Origin of the sequence: Terasakiella sp. (assembly GCF_048267425.1) — a bacterium.
In the GTDB taxonomy this organism is placed as follows: domain Bacteria; phylum Pseudomonadota; class Alphaproteobacteria; order Rhodospirillales; family Terasakiellaceae; genus Terasakiella.
Window position 1 is genome coordinate 76,828 of sequence record NZ_JBLWXN010000009.1, and the last position, 19,774, is coordinate 96,601.

20 protein-coding genes and 2 tRNA genes are annotated in these 19,774 nt (G+C 47.7%); 10 read left to right on the forward strand and 12 right to left on the reverse strand.

The window, feature by feature from the left end:
- Window positions 1–68: 68 nt before the first annotated feature.
- Together ACN0VA_RS13960 and ACN0VA_RS13965 are read right to left on the reverse strand one after the other, a co-directional pair.
- On the reverse strand, window positions 69–1,574 hold the full coding sequence (locus ACN0VA_RS13960) for an aldehyde dehydrogenase family protein (RefSeq protein WP_417821752.1): 1,506 nt from the start codon (window positions 1,572–1,574) through the stop codon (window positions 69–71).
- Window positions 1,575–2,639, reverse strand: coding sequence for a saccharopine dehydrogenase C-terminal domain-containing protein (locus tag ACN0VA_RS13965; RefSeq protein ID WP_417821753.1), 1,065 nt, complete (start codon window positions 2,637–2,639; stop codon window positions 1,575–1,577).
- Window positions 2,640–3,058: 419 nt separating this feature from the next.
- Here ACN0VA_RS13965 and ACN0VA_RS13970 point away from each other — a divergent pair, with 419 nt between their 5' ends.
- On the forward strand, window positions 3,059–4,030 hold the full coding sequence (locus ACN0VA_RS13970; RefSeq protein ID WP_417821754.1) for a transglycosylase SLT domain-containing protein: 972 nt from the start codon (window positions 3,059–3,061) through the stop codon (window positions 4,028–4,030).
- Here the strand turns inward: ACN0VA_RS13970 and ACN0VA_RS13975 are convergent.
- The 4 genes from ACN0VA_RS13975 to ACN0VA_RS13990 are packed head-to-tail and all read right to left on the reverse strand — an operon-like array spanning window position 4,027 to window position 7,196.
- Window positions 4,027–4,731 (reverse strand): hypothetical protein, encoded by a 705-nt coding sequence (locus ACN0VA_RS13975; protein WP_417821755.1) that lies wholly within the window; start codon window positions 4,729–4,731, stop codon window positions 4,027–4,029. The genes ACN0VA_RS13970 and ACN0VA_RS13975 overlap by 4 nt on opposite strands.
- Window positions 4,732–4,746: 15 nt before the next feature.
- Window positions 4,747–5,262: a YdcF family protein gene (locus ACN0VA_RS13980; protein WP_417821756.1), complete on the reverse strand. Its 516-nt coding sequence runs from the start codon at window positions 5,260–5,262 to the stop codon at window positions 4,747–4,749.
- On the reverse strand, window positions 5,255–6,385 hold the full coding sequence (locus ACN0VA_RS13985; protein WP_417821757.1) for a CaiB/BaiF CoA transferase family protein: 1,131 nt from the start codon (window positions 6,383–6,385) through the stop codon (window positions 5,255–5,257). Before ACN0VA_RS13985 ends, ACN0VA_RS13980 begins: the two co-directional genes overlap by 8 nt.
- Before the next feature lie 7 nt (window positions 6,386–6,392).
- Complete coding sequence (locus ACN0VA_RS13990) at window positions 6,393–7,196, reverse strand: tetratricopeptide repeat protein (protein WP_417821758.1); 804 nt, start codon at window positions 7,194–7,196, stop codon at window positions 6,393–6,395.
- A 180-nt stretch (window positions 7,197–7,376) separates the two neighbouring features.
- Between ACN0VA_RS13990 and ACN0VA_RS13995 the strand changes: the two genes are divergently transcribed.
- Complete coding sequence (locus tag ACN0VA_RS13995) at window positions 7,377–9,053, forward strand: hypothetical protein (RefSeq protein WP_417821759.1); 1,677 nt, start codon at window positions 7,377–7,379, stop codon at window positions 9,051–9,053.
- Between the two features lie 72 nt (window positions 9,054–9,125).
- A tRNA-Leu gene (locus ACN0VA_RS14000) sits at window positions 9,126–9,212 on the forward strand.
- 119 nt (window positions 9,213–9,331) lie between these two features.
- On the opposite strand, the gene ACN0VA_RS14005 is transcribed toward ACN0VA_RS14000, so the two are convergent.
- Together ACN0VA_RS14005 and ACN0VA_RS14010 are read right to left on the reverse strand one after the other, a co-directional pair.
- A complete protein-coding gene (locus ACN0VA_RS14005) occupies window positions 9,332–10,909 on the reverse strand; it encodes an alkaline phosphatase (protein ID WP_417821760.1) in 1,578 nt (525 codons plus the stop codon).
- A 178-nt stretch (window positions 10,910–11,087) separates the two neighbouring features.
- Window positions 11,088–11,990 carry an N-formylglutamate amidohydrolase gene (locus ACN0VA_RS14010; RefSeq protein WP_417821761.1) on the reverse strand — a complete coding sequence of 301 codons (903 nt, stop codon included), beginning with the start codon at window positions 11,988–11,990 and terminating at the stop codon, window positions 11,088–11,090.
- Between the two features lie 201 nt (window positions 11,991–12,191).
- Between ACN0VA_RS14010 and ACN0VA_RS14015 the strand changes: the two genes are divergently transcribed.
- The 3 genes from ACN0VA_RS14015 to ACN0VA_RS14025 all read left to right on the forward strand — a co-directional run bounded on the left by ACN0VA_RS14015 (window position 12,192) and on the right by ACN0VA_RS14025 (window position 13,591).
- Window positions 12,192–12,268: transfer RNA gene (locus ACN0VA_RS14015), tRNA-Val, on the forward strand.
- A gap of 109 nt (window positions 12,269–12,377) precedes the next feature.
- Window positions 12,378–12,503, forward strand: a complete 126-nt coding sequence (ykgO, locus tag ACN0VA_RS14020; protein WP_069189558.1) for a type B 50S ribosomal protein L36 — start codon at window positions 12,378–12,380, stop codon at window positions 12,501–12,503.
- Between the two features lie 152 nt (window positions 12,504–12,655).
- Window positions 12,656–13,591 (forward strand): proline dehydrogenase family protein, encoded by a 936-nt coding sequence (locus ACN0VA_RS14025; protein WP_417821762.1) that lies wholly within the window; start codon window positions 12,656–12,658, stop codon window positions 13,589–13,591.
- 15 nt (window positions 13,592–13,606) lie between these two features.
- Here ACN0VA_RS14025 and ACN0VA_RS14030 read toward each other — a convergent pair whose 3' ends face one another.
- Together ACN0VA_RS14030 and ACN0VA_RS14035 are read right to left on the reverse strand one after the other, a co-directional pair.
- Complete coding sequence (locus ACN0VA_RS14030; protein ID WP_417821763.1) at window positions 13,607–14,020, reverse strand: GFA family protein; 414 nt, start codon at window positions 14,018–14,020, stop codon at window positions 13,607–13,609.
- A gap of 109 nt (window positions 14,021–14,129) precedes the next feature.
- The gene (locus ACN0VA_RS14035; RefSeq protein WP_188662202.1) at window positions 14,130–14,375 is read right to left on the reverse strand and encodes a DUF2312 domain-containing protein; all 246 of its coding nucleotides are present in this window, start codon (window positions 14,373–14,375) and stop codon (window positions 14,130–14,132) included.
- Between the two features lie 208 nt (window positions 14,376–14,583).
- Here ACN0VA_RS14035 and ACN0VA_RS14040 point away from each other — a divergent pair, with 208 nt between their 5' ends.
- From ACN0VA_RS14040 to ACN0VA_RS14050, 3 genes are all read left to right on the forward strand, one after another.
- Window positions 14,584–15,669 (forward strand): response regulator, encoded by a 1,086-nt coding sequence (locus ACN0VA_RS14040; protein ID WP_417821764.1) that lies wholly within the window; start codon window positions 14,584–14,586, stop codon window positions 15,667–15,669.
- Window positions 15,670–15,825: 156 nt separating this feature from the next.
- Window positions 15,826–16,308, forward strand: coding sequence for a carboxymuconolactone decarboxylase family protein (locus tag ACN0VA_RS14045; protein WP_417821765.1), 483 nt, complete (start codon window positions 15,826–15,828; stop codon window positions 16,306–16,308).
- 107 nt (window positions 16,309–16,415) lie between these two features.
- Window positions 16,416–16,898, forward strand: a complete 483-nt coding sequence (locus ACN0VA_RS14050) for an RrF2 family transcriptional regulator (RefSeq protein ID WP_417821766.1) — start codon at window positions 16,416–16,418, stop codon at window positions 16,896–16,898.
- 5 nt (window positions 16,899–16,903) lie between these two features.
- Here ACN0VA_RS14050 and ACN0VA_RS14055 read toward each other — a convergent pair whose 3' ends face one another.
- Both ACN0VA_RS14055 and ACN0VA_RS14060 read right to left on the reverse strand, forming a co-directional pair.
- Window positions 16,904–18,040, reverse strand: a complete 1,137-nt coding sequence (locus ACN0VA_RS14055; protein WP_417821767.1) for a carboxylate-amine ligase — start codon at window positions 18,038–18,040, stop codon at window positions 16,904–16,906.
- Window positions 18,041–18,048: 8 nt separating this feature from the next.
- Window positions 18,049–18,861 (reverse strand): N-formylglutamate amidohydrolase, encoded by an 813-nt coding sequence (locus ACN0VA_RS14060; protein WP_417821768.1) that lies wholly within the window; start codon window positions 18,859–18,861, stop codon window positions 18,049–18,051.
- A gap of 126 nt (window positions 18,862–18,987) precedes the next feature.
- Here ACN0VA_RS14060 and ACN0VA_RS14065 point away from each other — a divergent pair, with 126 nt between their 5' ends.
- Window positions 18,988–19,749, forward strand: coding sequence for a FadR/GntR family transcriptional regulator (locus ACN0VA_RS14065; RefSeq protein ID WP_188662188.1), 762 nt, complete (start codon window positions 18,988–18,990; stop codon window positions 19,747–19,749).
- Window positions 19,750–19,774: the final 25 nt, after the last annotated feature.

Below are 19,774 nucleotides of genomic sequence, written 5' to 3' on the forward strand. Positions count from 1 at the left end.
TTAATAATGTAAAATGATGGCGCGCTTTTAGCAGGAAATTCGCGTTTTGCATAGGGGAGGGGCAAAATTTAATCTTGCCCGAAGCTGATCCCCTGCGCCAATGGCATGTCATGGGAATAGTTGATGGCGTTGGTTGTCCTGCGCATATAGTTACGCCAGGCGTCTGATCCGGTTTCGCGATCACCACCCGTTTCTTTTTCACCACCGAAGGCCCCTCCGATCTCGGCACCACTTGGGCCCATGTTGACATTGGCAATTCCGCAGTCTGATCCGTTGGTACCGAGGAAATATTCAACCTCCTGCATATTGTCAGAAATAATGCAGGAGGATAGGCCTTGTGGGACATCATTATGCAAATGTATGGCGGTATCAAAATCGTCATAATCGACGATATACAGAATGGGGGCGAAGGTCTCTTCGCGCATGATAGCGGTTTGGGTTGGCATTTTCACAAGGGCGGGGCTGACGTAATAGGCCTCTGAATAGACGTCTTGTAAAACCCGTTCACCGCCGCTGCGCACTTCACCACCTTCGGATTTTGCCCGGTTTAGGGTGGATTGGAATTTTTCAAATGCAGCCTTGTCAATCAAGGGGCCAACCAAGGTATCTTCGTTTAATGGATTGCCGATTTTCAGGCTGGCATAAGCTTGCTCAATCCGGTTGAGCAATTCTTTGCTGAGGCTGGAATGAACAAAAATACGGCGCAAGGAGGTACAGCGTTGCCCACAGGTTCCGACCGCCCCAAAAACAATGGCACGAACGGCAAGGTCAAGGTTGGCATGTGCGGTGACGATCATGGCATTGTTACCGCCGAGTTCCAGAATACGCCGACCAAAGCGCTGGGCAACGCTGAGGGCAACAGATCGGCCCATATCGGTTGATCCGGTTGCACTGACCAAGGCCATATGCGGATTACTGACGAGGGATTTACTGTGTGTTGTGCCGCCGATGATGACTTGGGCGAGATCGTCGGGGGCCTCGTCCCCGAATTTATCAATGGCACGCAGCAGCGCATTGAGGGTAGCGATACCGGATAGAGGTGATTTTTCCGATGGTTTTAAAATAATGGGATCGCCGCAGATCAAGGCATTTGCAGCATTCCATGCAAAGACAGCGCAGGGAAAGTTGAAAGCGGTGATAATGGCAACAGGGCCAAGGGGATGCCATTGTTCCATCATGCGATGTTCTGGGCGCTCGCTGGTGATGGTTTTACCAAAGAGTTGACGTGATTGCCCGACGCAGAGGTCACAAATGTCAATCGCTTCTTGCACCTCGCCCAAGCCTTCTTGCAGAATTTTGCCAACTTCGAAGGAAATAAGTGCACCGATCTGTTCTTTACAGGCACGCAATTCTTCCCCCCACAGGCGGACCAGTTCTCCCCGGCGTGGGGCCGGGATATTGCGCCATTTTAAGAAAGCCGCCTGTGATCGTTCTGCTATTTGACTAATGTCGTTCAAGGGCGTTTGGAAGACTTTGGCGATGGTGGAGCCATCAATGGGACTGATGACACTGAGATCACCATTGCCGTCAATGGGCAGTTCCAAGTCTTCTAAAATATTGCGAAGGTGGGGCATTTATCTTTCCTCCCGATAGAGTGCGCCGGATTTTGTATTGAGAAAGGCATCCAGTGAAATATCTTCCTGTTTGAGGAAACCCGTTTGGGGTAAGGTGCCGTCTCTGACCATTTCGATAACAGCACAGACCGATGCGGTGGTTGTCCAGGCGATGGCGCGGCGCATGTCGTGGTAAATTGGTTTTGGGTAGTAGGTGCGCACAAATTCACGCCTTTGCAAATGTCCGGCGATTTCTCCTTCAACAGAGGTATGAATGACAACCATATCGTCATCCACACGCGGTTTGGCGTTGGTGAGAATTTTGCCGGCTTCTTCGCGTCTTTCCCGCATGAGCAACTCATGGAAAAAGAAGTTCATCAACTGGGCATGTCCGGGATAGCGGATGGTTTTGTAATCAAGATTTTCCACCCGTCCCTTAAATGTTTCACACATGGTGCCCAAGCCGCCCGATGTGGTGAAGGCTTCGTATTTGCGCCCATTCACGTGCAGGGTCTCGATCCATTCCATTGGTGAAACCCATTTATGTTGGCCTTCTTCAATGACTTCGCAGTCATTCAGATATTCGTTGACCACCCCTTCGGGGGACCAATTGAACGCATAGCCTAAAAGCCCCGTCGGGTGTTGAGGCAGCGCCCCGACCCGCATGCGAATGGCGCGCACCCGGTCAAACGGGGTGCTGAGGTGGCTTGCGACAATGGAAATGAAACCCGGTGCAAGGCCACACTGTGGGGCCATTAAACGCTTACCGGTTTGGCTGAGTTCTCGTACTTTCTGTGTGACGTGCACGTCTTCTGTCAGATCGAAATAGTGTAAATCCAGATCATGGGCGATTTGAGCAACCAATGGATTGAGGGCATATGGAAGGGCAGAAAGGACCCCGTCAAAACTTTTGAGTTCCTTTTTTAACTGTTCGGCGTTGCTCAGGTCTGTTTCAATGGTAGGGTAAGGGAGTTCTTGACGGGGCGTAAATTGATCGAAACCGACAACGTGAAATCCAGCTTGTTGCAATAAAATACCGGCCAATGTGCCAACATTCCCAAGTCCCAATAAAGCGATCTTATGCATTGGTCATCCTCCTCGCCCGTTTATCCTTTTGATATGGGGGGATGTGAGGAAAGATTAAAGGGGAGGGAGTGGTCCGATTTCCGTTTTAAAGCAGAAATAAAAATAACTTGATTTTAGTTATTTTTACCTTTTTTCATATTTAGGAATGCCAATAAATTAAGAATAAAAAAAAGGCCCATCCGTAGATGAGCCTGTAATAGTTTGGGAGGAAACGTCCAAGAAAGCAATTAACATCTAAACAGTTAATAATGTAATTGCTGAAAGCAGTATAAAGCATATCCAAAAGTGAAAATCAACTGTATTTTAATTTATTTTTAATTTTTTATAAGGCTTAAGTTGTTTGTACGCCTAACATTCAATGAGTTGGCATAAGGATTGCTTGTTATTTGGTATGAATTTCTCAACCTTGGGCTAAGAAAATGAAAAAATATAGTCTTTTGTCTTTGTTTCTTCTTGTTGGTATGGCTTGGACATCCTCTGTACAGGCGGAAGTTAAGCTAAACAAAAACATGGACTTATGTAAAATGGCTACCCGTGAAATTGAACGCCGATATCAGATTACACCTAATTTGTTGCGTGCCATTTCATTGACAGAGTCCGGGCGCTGGCTAGAAGAGGACAAGGTAAATATTGCCTGGCCGTGGACAGTTGCCTCCGGTGGGGCCGGTGAATATTTCCCAACAAAAGGGCAAGCGATTGCGCATGTGCAAAAATTGCAAAGCCAAGGGGTCGAGAATATTGATGTTGGGTGTATGCAAATCAATTTGCGTTATCACCCGGATGCGTTTCAAAATTTAAACGAGGCCTTTGACCCTTTTCAGAATGCGCAATATGCCGCGCAATTCCTGACTCGCTTGTTTAAAGAGGAAAAATCATGGTCGGCGGCTGCCGGGCGGTATCATTCGTCTGAGCCGACAAAGAATATGTATTATCGCGAAAAGGTTCTTTCCTATTGGAATTATGCCAATCGTGAAGCCCATGAGGATCGTGTTCAAGTCGCGCAGATCAAGACACAGCCGGACGACGTGAAATTGGTTGTCCCCGTAGACCATACCCGTATTGCGATGCTGAATAATAATTTTAGAACGCGCATTACGAAACAGCGCGAAGATTTGGGAAAGGCACAAGTTATTGCAAACCGTTTGGCGCAATATCGCCAACATATGGGCGGATCGGTCACCCAAGCGCGTAGTCGGGCTCTTCGCGAACAGAAAGCCAAAAGAACACTTACGAGCATGTCTGCAGGGCAGCAAAAGCTCAATCAATTTGATTTTGCAAAACGTCGCGCCAGTCAGTTGGAAAAATGGCGTCGTACAAAGGCAAACCCGGATCTATTGGCTCAGGCGAAACAAAACGCAACATCAACGACAACCCATACCTTGTTGGATTAAGGCGCGTTGACGGCCACTTTGTAGAGACGTTCAGCATTACGAAATGCGATTGCCTCGCTTTTTTCCTCACTGAGTAAGGCGATATAGTTGCGCAAGGACTGAATGGTTTTCTTGTAATTTTGCCAATGACGATCTTGCCCGAAGGAGGCAAAAACAAGACGGCCGTCGGCTTGATCCACAAGGGATTGCAACGGGCCGTTCGCGCATTGTTTATTTAAAATTTTTAAATCTTCCCAACTTAGGCCAAGCCATAGATTTGGGGCCTTGTCCAAGAGTTTGGATAAATGTTTCGGGTCAAACCGCGATAGGTGAGAAATTAGATAAGTGCGATCTGGATGTCGCGCCATTTCATCGGCGAGGGAACCGAACATTGTGATATCCAGTGGCTCCGGCCAAATGACCGGGGATGCCTTGCTCCAAGGAGAAGCACCACGGAGCACCAGATCAGGAAACACCTTTTCCAAGGCACGGGGACGGTTGGCGGGCTGGGTAACAGGGGCCGGGAAAAGAACGACTTTTTCAACGCCTTCGACGAGGGCGTTTTCGAGACTTCTTTCCATATTTTGATCGCCCACGAATGCCCCGGCATCAAAAAACAATCCTTCAAACTGACTGATGGGTTTGCACGATTGTGCCTGTACAGCCTGTCCGGTACAGGCGAGTAAGAATGCCGTCAAAATAAACGGTTTTAAGGCGTTCATACGTTCAATCGTCCCTTAAGATTTTTTCAAGTAAGGTTTGTGATGTCCACTTAATATCCGAATTGCATACCAAAGCAAAGCGGGAACCTCATAGAGTGTGGCAATCAAGAGACCCGATCCAATTTTAGGGTCTGCGTGTGCGGTGACAAAACGCGCCTTGATACCCAAAGCGCCAAAGACCATACGGGCGCGCAAGAGATGTACACGATCACTGACAACTGTAATATTCTGCCAGCCTTTTTCTTTAATCATACGTTTGGCAAAAATTGCATTTTCAAATGTATTGCGTGATTGGCCCTCTTGTACAATTCGTTTGTCGTCCAGCCCGTGTTGCGCTGCAATTTTGGCCATGATTTCGGCTTCTTTTACAAAATGGTGGCTGTTGGTTTGACCGCCACACAGTAAAAGGTCATGATCGTCTTTTTGTAAGGCCAGTTCGCAGCCACTGCGGGTTCTGCGCAAAAGGGCTGCGCTGGGCCTTGCCTCTTTGGTGGAAGCCGCACCAAGGACGATAATGACGGAATTAACCATTTTCTGCAAACTCTTCTCTGATGCGGTCCGAATGACTGCCAATCTCGGGGATCGGTCCGTATTCCCGGTTTTGTCCAGTGACTTTAACGGGCGGGGCGGGCAGGTCAATCGGCCCGCTGGGACTATCAACACGAATGCGGCGTAACGCGGGGTGGGTGGAAAGCCCTTTTACATCATTCAGACGACCAAAGGCAATCTGCGAGCGCAATAGTTTTTCGCAAATGACATCGCTTGTGAATTTTGCAAAAGTGTCGGTGACGATTTTGTCCAGTTCTGTACGGTTTTCCACGCGTAAGACAGCACTGCAAAAGGGGCCGTCGGTTGCCCATTCCGGGTGCCCCAATATGTCATCGGCAAATCTGGCCCATTCCCGTTCATTTTGAATGGAAATTACAATTTGTTTGCCATCACTTGTTTCAAAGGCACCGTAAGGGGCAATACGGGGATGGCGCAAACCCACCCGTTTAGGGGCATTCCCGGTATAATCCTGAAATAATAATGGTACGGTCATCCAGTCTGCCATTCCATCAAAAAGGGAGACGGATAACCCGCTTCCTTTACCTGTAATACCACGTTGAATGATGGCTTCCAGGACACCTTGATAAGCATTCATACCAGCGGCAATATCACAAACAGAGACGCCAACGCGCCCCGGAGATTCTGGCCCACCGGTCAGGCTGCATAAACCCGTTTCTGCCTGAACAAGCAGGTCATAGGCTTTCATCCTTGCTAATGTTGCCTCTTCGCCATATCCGGTAATATCACAGGTGATTAAGCGGGGGTAGCGTTGACGCAAATCGTCACTGCCAAACCCAGCGCGTTGGGCGGCACCGGGGGCGAGGTTCTGGATGAAGACATCGGCCTTCGCCAGAATGCGTTCCAATAGGTTTGCATCGTCGGGCTGCTTAATATCCAGTACCAGCGATTCCTTCCCTTTGTTCAGCCAGACAAAATTTGCACTTTCACCATGCACGACATAATCATAATGGCGCGCAAAATCCCCTTGGGATCGTTCGATCTTAATAACGCGTGCACCAGCATCAGCAAGCCGTCCTGAACATAAAGGGGCGGCGACGGCCTGTTCCAAGGCAACGACCAGTAATCCATCTAATGGTTTTGTCACGTTTAACCTATTTATTCTGTCTGTAATCAATCAGGCTGCCGACGTGGGTACCACTCATGGCGTGGCACGCGCGCATACGGGTGATAAAGGGTTCTTTGCTGCGCGGCGTTACACATTGGATCAACTGCTGACTTTGTGGTCCTTTGTTAAAAATATCCAACTGTTGGCGCAGTGTATCGGCTTTTTGATTTGCCAGTTGTAACTGGACCGGACCAAGGAAGCCTTCAACTTTGTTCTGTAGTTTTTGCTCGTCTTCATAACCTTGGCGGCGTGCCAGTTCCAGCCATGCCCATGCGTCGATAAAATTGGCTTTCACACCTATTCCCTTGCTTAACAATTCGCCATATCGATATTGTCCAAAGGCGCAATCCAGTTGTGCCGATTGTTGAACCAGTTGTGTGCCGCCGATGGGATTGGGGGAAACGCCTTTGCCGGCGATGAGGATATTGCCAAGTTTGGCATTTGCATAGGCGATGCCTTGATCGGCAGCACGACGATATAAGGAACCGGCAGAGCGGTAGGCCAGTCGTTTTTCCTCGAAATGGGCAATGGATAGAATTTTCGAGTTTACGAGAGCGAGCATTTGTTCGTCTTGGTTTAACTGCGCAATGGGTTTCAGAAACAAACAATTATAATGCCATGCCTTTTCCGGTGCCATCCAACGCATGCGTTCGGATATTTCTTTTAATCGTTCAGCCTTGGTTGATTGCCCGGCCACTGTTTCTGTCAAGGGTTCTGGCAAGGGGAGATCTGCACAGGCACTTAAAATCGTTAAACTGGCAACCGTTAAGGCAAGGCGAAATATCGTCACAGCGTTTTCCTCAATTTCCGTACATGTAAAATGTATTTTCCCAATTTTACACCCAATGGTGCAGTCGTATTTTACAGGGGAAGCCCTAATAAATCCTAAAAAACTTTTGCGCAACGAGGTGACAGCTTATGAAGCTCCTGATATGCTTAATCGAAAGAGAAACCGAATTAGGAATAAAACGTGGCGCAATACGTTATTCAAGTTAAAAGCGGGAACCGGTGGAGCCTACATTCCTATAAAGATAGTGAAGCTGCTGCGGTTAAACAGTCTCGTCAATTGCTCAAGCAAAAAGTCGTCGATGAAGCTCAGGTGATTAAAAAAGGCGAGGGCGAAGACAAGATCGTTTTTAATGAAAATGTAAATTCGATCAAACGCAAAGCTGGTTTGGGGCACATTACAGATTGTCCGGTCTATGAAACCGTGGATGATCTGTTTTTACCACAATCCATGTTGGCACTGAGTCGAATGTTGCGCGATTATTGCGACCAGATGACATTTACGCCCACAGAATTGATGCATAACCATCGTTTGCTCGAAAAATTCTGTGATGATGCACTTTTTGCCAGCGCGGTGGAACATTTGGCGACTCTTCAGGCGGTTAAAGCTAAAAAGAATGAACAGGAATGCCGCGAAAAGATATTTGATCTTTTTGATCAAGCCAAAGAAAAGGCACGGGGGTCCGGTTTTGATAATCTGCAAAATGATGGACTGAACGAATATATCGCCAATGCAGGGGATTTAAATGATCCGGCCATACGCTACCGGGTTAATCTTTCGCTGAGCAAGTCCACCATGATGTCGCCATCGTGGGAGGGAAAATTTGTCGTCCTCTTTGAATTATTGGGTAAAGCCGATATTGAAGCCTTACATGAAAATACGGCCCTCTTTCTGGATGAAATCCTCAGTGAGTTTTTTGCCATTCCCAATGCGATTGTAGAAATGCTGGGGCAGCAACCGGATCGCTATAATGCTATTGATGTTTTGACGAAACTTTGTATTGCGCGTTATGAGGCCCGTAAATGGGATACGCCGGGTCTGCAACGTGTCAGTGAATTAATGACAAAACTGCCGATGGCGAAAAGCCGCAGTCGTTTGGCAAACCGGGTGGAACAAATGCTACGCAGTCGTTCATCCTTGACCAAAGGCGATATACATGAAGAAAAACACGCTTTTAAGCAGTTGTTGCCTTTGTTTATTGCAAAAAACGGCTCCATCCTTGGCGGGGAAGGAATGGCAGAAGCCCTCGCCATGTGTGGTACCCGCAGTTTTAATCGGGACCGTAATCTTGAGAATCCGAGCGAAGCTATTGAATATATTATGGAGAACCTTAAAGCGCCGATCCTGCAACTTCGTTTTCTGTTGACGCTGTCCAAATCCCCATTTGGTAAAGATTGCGCGGATATTGTTTGTAAGTTCTTACCGCAGTTTATGGAAGGACCAGAACATGTGCATGATATTGTCCATTATAAACTGCCGTTGAAACGTAAATTGAAGATTTTAACCGGACTGCAAAAATCTGCGCTGGCGATCAAATTACCCAATAAAATGAACGAGACGTTTGCAAGTTGGCTGGATGACCTGATTTTTGATTATCTGAACGAAGAACGCATTATCGATAAAATGGATAGCCCTGAAGATACCTTGTTTCAACGTGCGACAGCTCTTTTGCAGTTTTGCGCGTCTGGCTTGTTGATTGAAGGACGGACATTAAACTGGGTGCGCCAACGCGTACAGGAACATTTACGCCAGCCAAACTTTGTTGAAAAATTCACCGAAGATGTGCAAACCACGAAAAAGAAAGAGCTGGTGATTACCCAATTACACGCCATGTTAAAAAAAGCTGGCCTTCAGGAGTAAAACACTCTTGCCATATTGGATCGGCGGCGATAATGTGTGCGCGCTTTCTTCGCGAAGGCGCACATACTTTGTGCGGGCGTGGTGAAATCGGTAAACACAGCAGACTTAAAATCTGCCGACCTTTTGGTCTTGGCGGTTCAAGTCCGCCCGCCCGCACCAAGTAATTTCAAAGGCTTAGCCCCAAAAGGGCTGAGCCTTTTGCTTTTCCAATGACATTAAAAAAGGGAAAGCTCTCTCAGTTTTGAGAGAAGCCTTCCCTTTTAGGATGGGCAGGTGGTTTATTTGATTTGATCGATCATATATTGCCCCAGAACGGAGTGATGCATGATCTTGGCGACGGGTAAGATGGTTTCGGCCGGACCCCAGGCAAAGACATTGACAGGAACGGCTGTATGGGTGCCCGTGCCCCAAACGATGTTTTGTTTAGTGGCCTGTTCGCGCGCCAGTACGTTGCCCCGGTCATTATAGGGGAAATAAGCGTCGAAATCGTGGATGGCGGGAACCTGTTTGGCTTTTAGGTAGCCGTGGCCTTCCACATGGTACGGGTTTTCTTTATCCGTCAGGACGCGTGCGGCCTGTTGTTCGGTAATATCAAAATCGGAGCTGTCATTGACCATTTTTGCAAATATGGCAGGTGTTTGATTTTTTTTATCAAGTTTGCCGAACTTGGAAAATAGGGTGCCATAGCTCATATTCTGGTTATAAAGACTGTCCAGAATATCAAAGCTGCCGAAATTGAAGTTCGGTTTGTAGTCGCGGTTTTCAAACGCCTTGCCCGGACGTTTTTGTGCCTTGGGCAGGTTGGCTGAAGAATAGCTGAAACCAAAGGAACCGGTTTCATGGTCAGCGGTGATGATGACCAAAGTATCATCGCGGCCCTTCGCCCAGTCATGGACGCTGGCAACGGCTTCGTCGAATTTAACCATTTCATTGAGCATGGTGCCCGCATCGTTGGAATGACCGGCCCAATCGATCTGGCCGCCTTCGACCATCAGGAAAAAACCGTCTTTGTCTTTTTCCAGAACGTTCAGGGCTTTTTGTGTCATTTCAGCCAAGGTCGGTTGTGTGCGTTTGGCGTCATTTTTTGTCTGACGGTATTCAATACCATCGGCCATACCGGAATAAGCAAACAATCCGAGAAGTTTATCGCCTTTTGAATGAGCCAACTGGTCTTTATTAAAGGCAAGGCTATAGCCTGCTTTTTGTGCTTCCAGCAACAGGTTACGTTCGTCTTTACGTTTGGATTTCAGCTTGATGGAACCACCTGTCAATTCCACCAGTTGATTGTAAACGTCGCCCTTGTCATTGGTGGATTTCGGGATGAAATGGCGGATCCCGCCAGACAGCATGACATCCACATTTGTCTTTAACATATCAACGGCAATGTCGTTTTCCAGTGAACGGTGCGGCTGATGGGCAGCAAAGGCTGCGGGTGTCGCATGCGTGAGACGTGTATCGGAAATGATCCCGGTTGCCTTGCCCAGACGTTTGGCTTTTTCCAAAATAGTTTCAACGTGGTTGCCGTCTGCATCAATGCCGATAACTTCGGAACCGGTGTATATCCCTGTTGCCAGTTGCGTGGCGGAACAGGCAGAATCGACAACGATCGCATCTGTCGGGTTGGTCAAAGATGATCCGATGACGCCTTCTTCGGCGACTTTATAAATGGCGGTGTTTTTCCCTTTATAGATGGAATTCGGGGCATATTGGGCATAGGTTTCCAAAAGCCCGACCTGTTGTGGCCCCATGCCATCACCGATCATCAGGATAACATTTTTAATGTTGGCTGCGTGTGCCATTGTCGGCAAGGATACTGCAAAAGTGGCCGCAATAAGGGCACGTTTAAAGGTTTTCATTTCATCCTCTGTTTGGATCTGAATTAGAAAGTTAGAACTTAGAAACAGGAATGAAAGCTAGCATGGGCCGTATGACAGGATTGTGACGCTTATGCGTTTTTTATCAAGTTATAAAAAGCCTTATAACCTCAGGATATTCTGCGTTTATTTTTCTCAAGAAAGAGTTGAGTAAAGGTTTTTATAGAGAGGCTTTGGCCAAAGCATTCAGGTCTTCTATGGCAGCCTGCAAACGCCTTTTGACGTCGTTTAATTGTGGTAAAGGGGTGATGTGATCCTCGTCCATATAAAGGGCGCGGTTGAGCTCGATTTGCAGAACATGGGTCTGGCGGGCAGGCTCGCCGTAATGCTGTGTGGTAAACCCACCGGCGTAGGGGCGGTTTCGTTTCACGCTGAAGCCTTGTGTTTCCAGCACGTGCTGTGTGCGTTCTGTAATCCAGCTGTCACAGGAGGTGCCAAAACGGTCCCCTAAAATGATATCGGCCTCAATGCGTTGAAAGTCCCCGTTCGGTGTGAGGGAACCCGATGGCATGGAATGACAGTCAATCAGTAAACAGGTGCCGAACCGTTCCCGTGTTTCTTCGATCAGGCGGCGCAGGGCAGCATGATAGGGGTGGTACAGGCGTTTGATACGTTCATCAATTACGGGGAAATGCAATTTGTTGCGATAGATATCGGCCCCGTTCGTCACGATTTTGGCGATGGTGCCCAAGCCGACCTGTGCGCGTGGTGAATCGGTATTGACGAATGACGGTAGGGGAGAATCGAACATATTGGGATCCAGTTCATAAGGTTCCCGATTGACATCTATATAGGCGCGCGGATAGACGGCCTTCAGCAAGGGGCTGCCGAATTTGGTGCAGGCTTCATAGATTTCATCAATAAAAGCATCTTCGGAACGGCGCAACGCGGTCGGGTTCAAAAGAGATGATTCGATGAAATCCTGAGGGTAATAACAGCCGCTATGAGGTGAAGCATAGACGACAGGGGTGGTCTGTTTTTTGGGATGCAGAATGATAAAGGATGCTTTGGCTCCTGATGTCTCGTCTAAACGATCATATGCTTCTGTTGTGGAAGCGCCCATGATTTCCGCCATTTCCTTACGATTCTATGATATCTCTATTGTTTGAGTAGCGCGTCCAGAAAGACGGTGCAAGTAAGAATAATAAAACAAAAACTACAAAAAAACGAAAAAAAGGGGTTGCTTTGTGCGGTTTGTCGGATTAAAAGCGCTCTCGCTTCCGGGGTAATCCTTCAGTTGCCGTATCGGGAGTGAGTAAAACATGGGTCGTTAGCTCAGTTGGTTAGAGTGCTGCCTTGACATGGCAGAGGTCACAAGTTCAAATCTTGTACGACCCACCATTTTTTTCGATCTGGAGATTGTTGTTGTTGACTCAACACAGTGATCTCCGTATGTTCCCGGCTCCGCTCATCCAGAGGAGATGGGCAAAGCGTTTGAGGATACGAGATTATGAAAGTTCGCAACTCTTTAAAATCCGCTAAGCTGCGTGAAAAAGGCTGCCGTGTCGTGCGCCGCCGTGGCCGCGTATATGTTATTAATAAAAAGAACCCGCGTTTTAAGGCTCGTCAGGGCTGATTTAACACGGTCTTTTAATTAAGACGTTTCGACAAAAAGCCGCACCCGGTTGGGATGCGGCTTTTTGTCGTTCAAGCTATGATCAGACTTGCGCAAATCTAAACGGGGTCGTACCCTGATAAAGAGAAATGCGGAAGAAGTTATATAAACCTATGAGCTTGAAGAAAAAAATAGCAGGCAGTTCTATTGTTCGGTTTCTGGCGCAAAATACGCCTTTGATGCATGGTATTGCAAAAAAACTTGTCCCGGCCACCACAGGTGTTGAAGCCGTGGAAGTGGCGGCAAAGTTGCGTGATATGGGATATCATGTGTGTTTACATCATCTGGGTAAAGCGTCGAAGGATATCGAGGTTATCCAGGAAAATGTTTCCACGGTGATTGAAACGTTGGAAATTTTGGATGAGGAACGTCTGGAAGTCTGTTTCAGTTTGATGCCGTCTGAAATGGGTTATCTAAAATCAGGAAAAAGCGGCGAGGTCCACTGTCGGCAAGTGGCACAAGTCTTTGGCAAAAGGATTGCGGTGCGCGATGTTGAGGACCGTCAAGGCTATGGAGACGGTCATGGTGTGGGGGAACGCAATATGCTTATCCTTCATGCCGCAGAACGCATTCAGATGCAGCGCTTGCTGGCGTTATATGGCGGCATAAGCCGATCTGACGTTCCTGTCTGTGTGACCATTCCGGCAGGCTTGATGCGCAGTATGAACGATGTGAAGGCGATCATTTCCCAAGGGGGCAATATTCGCCTGTCCATGCATCCTTTTAAAGTGCACGATGCGAATTCTCTGGAATATGAAGATTTGATTCTGGATAATTATATGAAATTGGCGCGTATCTTGTTGTCCGAAGATGCGATGATCCAGCAAGTGACCCCTGTTTTTGCACTGGAAGATAATCAGGTGGCCGAACAGATTATGATGATAGCCAATCTGGAAGGTTGGAGTGCCGATAGTTTCGAGTTTGAAATCCCTTACGGGGTGAACAATACACTTAAACGCAAGTTGCGTGACGACGGTTATAAGGTGCGGGTGCTGGTTCCTTACGGCAAGGAATGGTGGCCTTATTTTCGAAAACGCAGCGAGAGTTGATCAAAAGTATGTCTGTTATTTTTTGACAGGTCGTTTTTCAAAACGGGGTAACGTGTGTAAAGCATCGTCCCAATTTGCTTTGCTGGCCCAGTAAAGGTGGCTATCCGGTTTGAGGGGGATATCGCTATCCAGTGATCCGGCGGGGACGACAAGTAATTTTAATCCTTCCAGATAATAGGGGAGGGCAGAGCCACATTGTGTGCAAAAACTTTTGCAGTGTTGTGTGCCGGGCAGGGTGAAGGTTCTTTTTGTTTTTTCCCCGCTTAACCATTTGATTTTTGCTGTACCAGAAAAGAGATTGGCAGCATGAGCACTCCCCGTATCTTTGCGACAATGGGTGCAGTGACATAAGTAGAAACTTTGAAAATCGCCTGTAATTTCAAAGTTTATCTCGCCACATAGGCAGGAACCTTGATGTATCTCTGTCATTGTTACCTCTCGTGCGTGGATTTTTTTATGTCGTGAATATATCACAAAAAAAGCCCTCCCGTGTGTGGGGAGAGCTCTTTTATCCGTCGCAGTTTGTATGGATATGTTCTTATTCCATACCCAGTGCGCGTTTATATAGATCCAGAATCTCTTCTTGTTCCGTGCGATCATGGTCTTCCATTTTACGCAGGCGGACAAGTTGACGCATGATTTTAACGTCGAAGCCGGTTCCTTTGGCTTCAGCATAAACATCCTTGATATCGGCAGCGAGGGCTGCTTTTTCTTCTTCAAGGCGTTCGATACGTTCAATGAAAGAGCGCAGGTGATCGCCTGCAATTCCGCCGACTTCAGCCATAATTTGATCCCTTGTTGGTCTGTGTCATAAATCTGTTGTGCCGAAGATAAACAGCTCGCTTGAGACATGCAAGTTTGTTCGACATATACGAAAGGATAAAAAAAAATTGCTATTCAAGGGGTGAGACGACCTCTTTCGCTTGCGTCAGGCTTGGATTTTGTGCAATCAATTAAAGGAGATAAGCAAAACAAAACGGGGTTGAAGTCCAGTGGCTCGTTATCATCTTGAACGCCTTTCCGTCATGTTGGTGGAAGATAATGCATTTGTACGCGATACGATGGCGAATCTATTGCGCTCATTTGAAATTCGCAAACTCGTCACCTGTGAAAACGGCGTGCAGGCGATTGATTTTCTCAAGGCCGCTGGGGGACCAAACAATCCGGGTGGTGTGGACCTGATTATTTCTGATTTGATCATGTCACCGGCAAATGGTTTGTTGTTATTGCGCTGGGTGCGTGCTGCAAAAGAATCGCCCAATCGGTTTATGCCCTTTATTATGATGAGTGGTGCGGCAGATAACGATTATGTGCATGCGGCCCGTGATATGGGCGTTTCAGAATTTTTGGCCAAGCCTTTTTCGGTGGACAGTGTTTATAAACGATTGATGGAATTGATCGATTTTCCACGCCAGTTTGTTACAACACATAACTATCACGGCCCGGATCGTCGCCGTCGCAACGAACCGGCACCCAATAATGTGGAACGGCGCGAAACCACAGAAGATGACATTACAATCGTTTATTCCGGTGAAAAGAAGAAAGCTAAAACGGATTCTGGCGTTTGGTATTTCCGTCTTCCCAACCGTTTGAAAGATAAAGTCGGTGGGATGGGGATGAAAGGTGGCGGTTCCCTGCCACAGGATTTGCTGGATCAGGCAGAACAGGAATTAGAACGATCTTCTGCAAGCTTCCATGATTGGGCGCTGGAATATCTGTCTCAATTGTCCAACCTTTGTACCGAGGCCCTCTTGGCACCGGGGGCACGCGGAGATCACTTCCATAAAATCAACTTGCTTGCTCACGAATTACGGGGCCAAGGCGGGACCTTTGGCTATCCATTGATTTCAATCTTCGGAAAGATGCTCTACGAATGTACGGTGGAAGGCTGTAAGGAAACGGATGCTGCCGTTGAAGTGGTCAAAGCCCATATTGATGCCATGCGTGCTGTTTTGCGTGAAAAAATCATGGGAGATGGCGGTGTCTTGGGTCGTGAATTGCTGCAAGGTTTGCAGTTAGCGGTCAAAGAGAAAACTGGACAAGTTCTGAAAGTCGATGATCAGGACCAAGGCTGGTAAACAACATTTTAATTGATTGAAAAGGGTCGGAGCTTTCTCCGGCCCTTTTTTTATTTATCTCTCAAGTTTTGACTATGAAAAAAGGAGAGGGTTGACATCTGATAATTAATTAAGGATAAAGAATATCCGTAATTAATATTTAAAAGGATCCCCCCTATGTCTAATCGACTGAATCATTTTGAAACCTCTCCGGCAATTTTGGAAAAGATGGCGGCGTTTTCTATGGCAACCAAGCAGGAAACCTCCATTGATCAAACTTTGTTGCATCTCGTGGATATTCGCGTTTCCATGTTAAACGGCTGTGCGTTTTGTCTGGATATGCACGTTAAGCAGGCCAAAATTCATGGGGAGCGTGAATTGCGTTTATATCATTTGGGGGCATGGCGGGAATCAGCCTTGTTTACGGACCGCGAACGTGCCGCCTTGGCGTGGGCGGAAGAAGTGACCCGTTTGTCGCGCGAGGGTGTTTCTGACGCCCTTTATGCCGAAACACGGGAACATTTTTCAGAGAAAGAATTATGTGATCTGAACTTCGCAGTGATGGCGATCAATAGCTGGAACCGTTTGGCCGTTCCGTTCCAAGCCGCGCCGGGCTCGGCGGATGAGGCGTTCGGTTTGACAAAAGCCGGTTTGGTTTAACGTAGTATATGAAATGGATGATCCTCGGCGAAATGGGGATCGTCTTTCTTTTGCATTGAATATTGGGTACAAAGAGGGAGACTTCGATCGAAAACGGGAAAACAGCGATGATTTTAAAGAATCAAGTGGAATGGGCGTTACATTGTTGTGCAGTCATTGCCGCCTTACCGGACGGCAAACGCATTTCCACCAAAGCGTTGTCCGAGTTCCACGGTGTACCGAAAGAGTATTTGTCCAAAGCACTTCAAGCAATTTCGCAAGCCGGTTTGGTTGAAGGTACGCTTGGCCCAAAAGGCGGTTATCGATTGGCCCGTCCCGCCCGCGAAATCAGTTTTTTAGATATTGTCGAAGCCGTAGAAGGCAGACGCAATACGTTTAACTGTACAGAAATCCGAGGGAATAACCCTTGTCTTGAAGAAAAAAGCAAACCTGCCAAACCCTGCGCGATTGCCCGTGTGATGTGGAATGCAGACGAGGCCTGGCGCGATCAGTTGCGGGCGGTTACTTTGATGGATTTACAAGAAACATTGCTGCGCGATATCCCTCGTGAAGAGCTGGAAAAAAGTGCTGAATGGCTTCTGTCACAGTAAGCATATTATAATCCACGCACGGTTTCAGACTTTAACCAGTGAGTAACCGCCTGACAGGCTTCCAGATCATTCGCACCGTCTTCTTTGGCTTGATTAAAGACTTTTATCTGGCGATGTGAACTAGTGCCGCGTGCCAAAATATCGCGCAAACTGTGCAATTCTTCTGTGCAGTTCAGGGCTTCTGCATCGTCTTTAAGCATTTCTATCAATTCTTCCAGTAGATCTTTGAAATTAACCAAAGTCCCTTTACCGAAATCCACGAGGCCTGCATCCAATCCGTAGCGCTGAGCCCGCCAGCGATTTTCATCGATTAACATTGTACGATAGGTCCGCCAGCGCTGGTTATTACGGCGCAGGCGATAGAGCATGCGTAACAGGCATTGGAAAAGGCAGGCAATACCAATGGCGTCATCCAATGTGGTGCAGACATCGGTGATACGCATTTCCAGTGTGGGGAATTTTACAGCCGGTCGCACGTCCCACCATAGCATAGTTGCATCCTTGATCATCCCGACGTCGATCAAGGCATCGACGTGTTTTTGATATTCGCTATAACTGTCAAAAAGTTCCGGCAATCCTGTGCGCGGCAGTTCGTCAAACACACTTAAGCGATAACATTTTAAACCCGTATCGTGCCCGCGCCACATGGGGGATGAGGTACTGAGACACAAAAGATGGGGCAGGAAATACGATACCTGATTCATCAGGTCGATGCGCAAATCATCATCATCGATCCCCACATGGACATGCATGCCGGAAATAATTAAACGACGCACGACCGCTTGCATATCTTGGGCAAAGGTGTGGTAACGTTCGGCGTCCGTATGGGTTTGTTCCCCCCATTCCGCATGGGGATGGGTTGAGGCCGCAATGGGGGCGACACCAAATTTTTGTCCGATATCGGCAACGCTTTGACGAAGCCATGCCAATTGGGCGCGGGCTTCTTTGACATCTTTGCAGACACGCGTGCCGACTTCGACTTGGGATTGCAGGAATTCAGGTCGCACCAGATCTTTTAAGTCTGTTTGCAAAGCGGCCATGAGATCATCCAGTGACCGGGTCGCAAGATTACCTGTCTCACAATCGACCATCAGATATTCTTCTTCTATGCCAATGGTCCAGCTGGGTTCACGAACGGACATCAGTTGCCTCAGTAATGTTTAACGTTGAAAATGGAACGATCTTTGAAAATTTCCAAGAGGGCGTTACTTAAGATATCGCCCCATTCCTGTTGTTTCTTGGGTGTGTCGATTAAATCCTGTCGCAATTCGATGGCACAGTAGGGCAAGCCGGGGGCCGCGCCGTGTAAATCGATGGAATAGGCATCTTCCCAACCGGAATAGGGGACATTATCCCCAACAATCAAGCCTGTTTTGCGGCTTAGAATTTCAATCAACGGACTGGCAAGGCGGGGATCGCGTTTCCAAAGAATAGCGATATGCCACGGGCGGTCTTCTGTGCGCGACATTAATTCCGGGGTGAAGCTGTGAATGGAAAACAAGGCCGGTGGTGTGCCTTTTCGCCACAGATGGGCACCTGTTTCGGTAATGGCATGGTGATAGGGCCAGAAAACGGCTTCGCTGCGTTCGACTTGTTGGCTTTCACTCAGGCAATGGTTGGCAGGCACCGTGATCCCATCGCTGATTTCCGGGATGGAGGATGGGTCACCGGGTTGGCGGTTACAATCGATCACAAGACGGGAATAGTTACAAAGGACAGCCGGTGCATCGAGTTTTTTTGACAAAGCACGTGTGACACCTGCCGCACCGATATCAAGGGCAATGTGGTAACTCAGTTCTTTTTCACTTAGTCCCATATTATCCAGCTTTTCAGGAATACGGTTGCTGGCATGATCGCAGATCAGCAACAAGGGCGTATTACTATCCTGATTGAGGATTTCATAAGGGCTCGGATCGTGCGCGCCGAGAAGCGGCTCGAAGGTAATGTCATTTTCGTTCTTCATTTTTCCAACTATACAGGAGAGTGCTACAAACTCATAAATATTGTTCGCTAGATTGACTGTTCTTTTGCTTTCTGCGCGAAAGTCGGTATATATAGGGCCTATGGGGAATAGATAAAGGAGAAGGTCATGGAGGAGAAATCGAATTCAGGTAGCGCAAAGGCAAAAAGCGGCCTGCTGTCCGATCGTGTTGCTGCCCGTATTATGGCTATGATTGCCGATGGTGATTTGTCTCCAGGTGAACGCTTGCCGGGTGAACGACAACTTGCCGAAAAAATGGGTGTTAGTCGGGTGTCGGTGCGTGCAGCCTTGCAAAGTTTGAAAGCACAAGGTTTTTTGGAGGCCGTGCAAGGTGGTGGAACGCGTATTCTTGCGGCTGCGGGTGATATGTCATCACCGTTGGGTGAACTGGCAAAAGTAAAAGAACAAAACCTGCATGATCTGGCTGAAATTCGCGCCTTATTGGAAGTCTGGGCTGCGCGACGTGCTGCAGAACGGGCGACGGATGATCAAATTGCTGATTTAAGCAATGCCTTGGAAAAACAGCGCCAGCAAAAAGGTTCTGCCGCCCCAAAAGACAAGGCTTCGCAGGAGTTTAATTTCCATTATATGTTGGCGCGTGCGTCCGGCAGTGCGGTTTATATGCATATCATGGATGTTATCCGCGATATCATTGCCTCCAGTCTTGAATTTCACCAATATGACCTGTTTCAGGAACCGGCAGAGGATGGTTTGGCCCTTGCCCAGCATAAAGATGTTTTGGAAGCCATTAAATCACGCGACGGTCTGGCAGCCAAGGTGGCGATGCGTTCGCATTTGAGCTGGGTACTCGATTCCTATGAGAATGAACGTGAACGCCTGAATTCCGAGGTCAGTAAAATCGACCAATAACCCGTTCAGAACGTCGAAAAAAGGG